This is a genomic window from Candidatus Enterococcus wittei (assembly GCF_002140175.1).
Classification (GTDB): Bacteria; Bacillota; Bacilli; order Lactobacillales; family Enterococcaceae; genus Enterococcus_B; species Enterococcus_B wittei.
Genome location: NZ_NGMO01000001.1, coordinates 707,980 through 712,333, shown reverse-complemented (window position 1 = coordinate 712,333; position 4,354 = coordinate 707,980). Strand labels below are relative to the sequence as shown.

The window sequence follows — 4,354 nt, the reverse complement described above, 5'->3', positions numbered from 1 at the left end:
ATCGTAAGTATTGTAATTGCAAATTTAATTTCCCTTGTATTTCTTTTATCTCTTACTGTAAAGGAAGGTTTATATGTTAAAATACCCAAAAATTTTTTTAAATGTTTTATTTCAGGTATAGGCATGTATTTGATTGTTACAAGGTTAAACTTTATACACATCTAGATGTGTATAAGAGACAAAAATTTTTTTAAATGTTTTATTTCAGGTATAGGCATGTATTTGATTGTTACAAGGTTAAACTTTAATTATTTAAATGATTGGGTTAGCTTATTGATTAATTGTTTAATAGGTTTTATAGCTGTCTCTTATACACATCTAGATGTGTATAAGAGACTCTATTCAAATAGAGCATGATTTAAAAAATATCGTATGTAATGTGTGTGTGAGTAGACAGCAATTAGATCTGTCTCTTATACACATCTAGATGTGTATAAGAGATATGTGTGTGAGTAGACAGCAATTAGATCGATTGATTGACACGAAATTATATTCCAAAAGTGTCCTTATATTTAATACGGTAAATGATGTTACTGTAAGGAAAAATGTATTCAGTAAAAATTTGCGAATCTGTTATGTGGGTTCAACAGATAAAAAAAGGTTCTTACGAGTGAAAGATATATGGAAACAGTTAAGAAAACAGAAAGTAAAAAATATTGAATTTCATGTTATTGGTGGCGACAACCTTTATAATACTAGCAATAGAAATGATATTCCTTATTATTGTGACAAAGAGGAGATTTTTTATCATGGTATTGTGGGGGGAGCTGAAAAAATAGAACTTATGAAAACTATGAATTTAGGAATTATTTTTTCTAAAAGAGAAACTTTTGGTCTTGCTTCTATTGAATTTCAAGCATTAGGTATTCCAGTAGTTGCTTTAAAATCGTATGGGATGATTGATACAATAATAGATAAAAAGACTGGCTTTTTAGTCAATAATAAATATCTGTCTCTTATACACATCTAGATGTGTATAAGAGACAGTAATAATGTTAATGTTTAGTGGTTCATATTTATTAGGAAATTATGCTTTTTGGCTATTTATGTATTACACTATTGAAAATATGCTTTCAATACACATCTAGATGTGTATAAGAGACAGGTATTACACTATTGAAAATATGCTTTCAAGGAGCAAATCAAATGGTAACAAGAAAAAAAATCGCATTTTTTATTGATAACTCGGAAATTAACTCGCTTAAAATAATCAGTTCTAAAGAAGGAAATCCAGGAATCGGTGGAACTCATTTCATGTTCATTACTATAGCTGAATATCTAAATCAAAGAGAAGGATATGAATGCTATGTTTTAAGTCCGTTCCCCGAAACTTTACCTCAAATTAACTCTATACAGTGTGAAAATATTAGTGAAATTTCTAGTATATGTAAGAGATATGAGTTGGACTACCTAATACTAAGGGGACCTACTGTCTCTTATACACATCTAGATGTGTATAAGAGACAGAAGGTATAGAGTTGGATTTAATCTTAATCTTTTTGAAATAAATCTCTTGTATATACCTTTTCTTTTACATCGTCAAGACAACTATCGTAGCGGTTAGCAATAATACAGTAGCTAAGATTTTTGAAATCTTCCAAATTATTAATTATTTTTGAACCAAAGAAAGTTGTGCCGTTTTCAAGTGTTGGTTCATAAATGATAACAATCGAACCTTTGGCTTTAATTCTCTTCATGATGCCTTGAATTGATGACTGGCGAAAGTTGTCAGAATTATTTTTCATCGTCAGACGGTAGACTCCAATTACAATGTTTTTTTCCATGGATGAATTAAAATTATTCTTATCTTCATAAGAATAATATCCAGCCATCTGGAGTACACGATCTGCAATGAAATCTTTTCTTGTTCGATTACTTTCAACGATGGCACTCATCATGTTTTGTGGAACATCATTATAGTTTGCGAGAAGTTGTTTAGTATCTTTTGGTAGACAATACCCGCCATACCCAAAAGAAGGATTATTATAATGAGTTCCTATACGTGGATCAAGGCAAACACCGTTGATAATTTGTTGAGTATTCAGACCTTTCATTTCTGCATAGGTATCCAGCTCGTTGAAATATGATACTCTAAGTGCTAAATATGTGTTGGCAAATAATTTTACTGCTTCAGCTTCAGTAAATCCCATAAATAATGTGTCAATTTCTTTTTTGATAGCTCCTTCTTGTAATAAATCTGCAAATGTACGAGATGCTTTTACAAGATTTTCATCAGATTCATCTGTACTAACGATAATACGGGATGGATATAGATTGTCATACAATGCTTTAGACTCACGAAGGAATTCTGGGCTGAAGATGATGTTTTTTGTGTTGTATTTTGCACGTACAGTTTCAGTGTATCCAACTGGAACTGTTGATTTGATTATCATGATTGCATTCGAATTTACCTTTACTACTGATTCAATAACAGATTCAACAGCTGAGGTAACAAAATAATTCTTTTTACTATCATAATTGGTTGGAGTAGCTATCACAACGAAGTCGGCTTCTTTATAAGCTGATTCTCCGTCCAGTGTTGCTGTTAAATCTAGATCTTTCTCTGCTAGATACTTTTCAATATAATCATCTTGAATTGGGGATTTTTTCTTGTTGATTAAACCAACTTTTTCCGGAATGATATCAACAGCAGTTACGTGGTTTTTTTGAGCGAGTAAGATAGCGATAGAAAGACCAACATACCCTGTACCAGCAACTGCAATATTCATTGATTTATGAGTCTTTTGCGGAGTTGTAGTAGTTGTATCATTCACAAATAAATCTGTAATATCAAAGTCCAGTACATTGCCTAATATTTCCAACTGTGCAATAGACGGCATAAAATCTAATGATTCTAAACGGCTAATAATAGCACGATTGATACCTGTAGAATCAGCGAGTTGTTGTTGCGTAAGTTTTTTTGATTTTCTAGCTTCCATAATAGTTTGAGCCAGAAGTTTCTGAGATAATTTTTTCATAAAGCCTCCTATGTTAAAAATAATAACATTTTTGTTTGGTTATTATTTATTAATACGATAATTTTATACCTTTAGCCATTTGGAAGTCAATTTTTAAAGGCGTGAATTAAGGTTAAAATTCAAAATGTTAAAAATAATAACGAAAAGTTTCCGTTTCGTTCTGATTATTTCGATGATATAGGGTTGATATATTTTTAACGCTTAGACACGAAAAATTTTGTATATAGTGACTTTTATGTTTGAAAAGTAAATATAAATCTTTGGTACCTATATATCGTTTCACAGATATATTACAGTCTTTTATTCCTATATGTATTCTAATAAGCATTTTCTGAATGCTATCAACTTAACTTAGAATTAGGTGTTTACATAGTTTTATCATAAAGATTTTAATATTTATCTGTTCCAATGACTTATAAGAAAGGATTAGATATTATATAAACTAAAGAAAGCATGATAGTAAACTAAACAAAAACAGCCAATAACGTTTGAATTCTCAATCAACGTTTCTGGCTGTTTTTATATAAAAATTATTCCTATCCCCTCAACGCTGGCGTGACTGCATCTTTGCAGAACGTGAAGCGTTTTTTGTCGTAGTCGAGTAGGCCTGAGTCTTTGAGTTGTTTGACGACTTGTCCGGCGGTTTCTCGTGTGGTACCGCTATTGACGGCTAATTCTTTCAAGGTGATTGGGTAAGGAATCTTGACGTGGCCATCTTCTGTCGGGGTACCGAGTTCTTCTTTTAAGACAAAAAGGTTTTGCTTCACACGGTCAAAGGCGCTGGATGTCAAGCCAATCTGGATGCGTAGTTCATGCATCTCTACGACTTTGGATAGTTTTTGGATCATGTAAATCAACTGGTTTGGATTGTTTTTTACGATCTTTTCATAGTAAGAAACTGGGAAATAAAAAGTATCGATATCCGTCATGGCCTGTGCTGTATACGTATAGTTGCTTTCTTCGAAAATACCTGACATGGGGAAAAGGTTATTGGCCGTCACGTAATCATAGTAATAATAAGTAGCACTTTCATCGTAACGTTCTAAACGGATCAAGCCTTTAGTCAAAACGTAGAAGCGTTGACGTTCATCTCCTACATCAAATAGAATTTGCCCTTTTTTATAAGAACGAAGAACGGTATGTTCTTTGATCAATTCAAATTCCTCATCGGTGAAGTGTTCAAAATCAGGTTGATATCTAAGTTTTGAAAAGTGATAGTCAATTTTATTTACACGCATAAATAGATTCCTGCTTCCTCTAATACTTTACTTCTATTGTGACTGCTTTTATTTCTTTTGTAAAGTTTTTACACATACTGAAAAAAGTGAAAAAAAGACAAGAATTTATATAATCTTGTTATTATGTAAATATTATAC

Annotated in this window: 3 protein-coding genes; 1 reads left to right on the top strand and 2 read right to left on the bottom strand. The window is 31.7% G+C overall.

Features of this window, described 5'->3' with window-relative positions:
- The first annotated feature begins 448 nt into the window (after positions 1-448).
- Positions 449-970: a glycosyltransferase gene (locus A5844_RS02710; RefSeq protein WP_179190523.1), complete on the top strand. Its 522-nt coding sequence runs from the start codon at positions 449-451 to the stop codon at positions 968-970.
- Positions 971-1,490: 520 nt separating this feature from the next.
- Here the strand turns inward: A5844_RS02710 and A5844_RS02700 are convergent.
- Positions 1,491-2,978, bottom strand: coding sequence for a nucleotide sugar dehydrogenase (locus A5844_RS02700; RefSeq protein ID WP_086283683.1), 1,488 nt, complete (start codon positions 2,976-2,978; stop codon positions 1,491-1,493).
- A 536-nt stretch (positions 2,979-3,514) separates the two neighbouring features.
- The gene (locus A5844_RS02695) at positions 3,515-4,216 is read right to left on the bottom strand and encodes a Crp/Fnr family transcriptional regulator (protein WP_086283681.1); all 702 of its coding nucleotides are present in this window, start codon (positions 4,214-4,216) and stop codon (positions 3,515-3,517) included.
- Positions 4,217-4,354 lie beyond the last annotated feature (138 nt).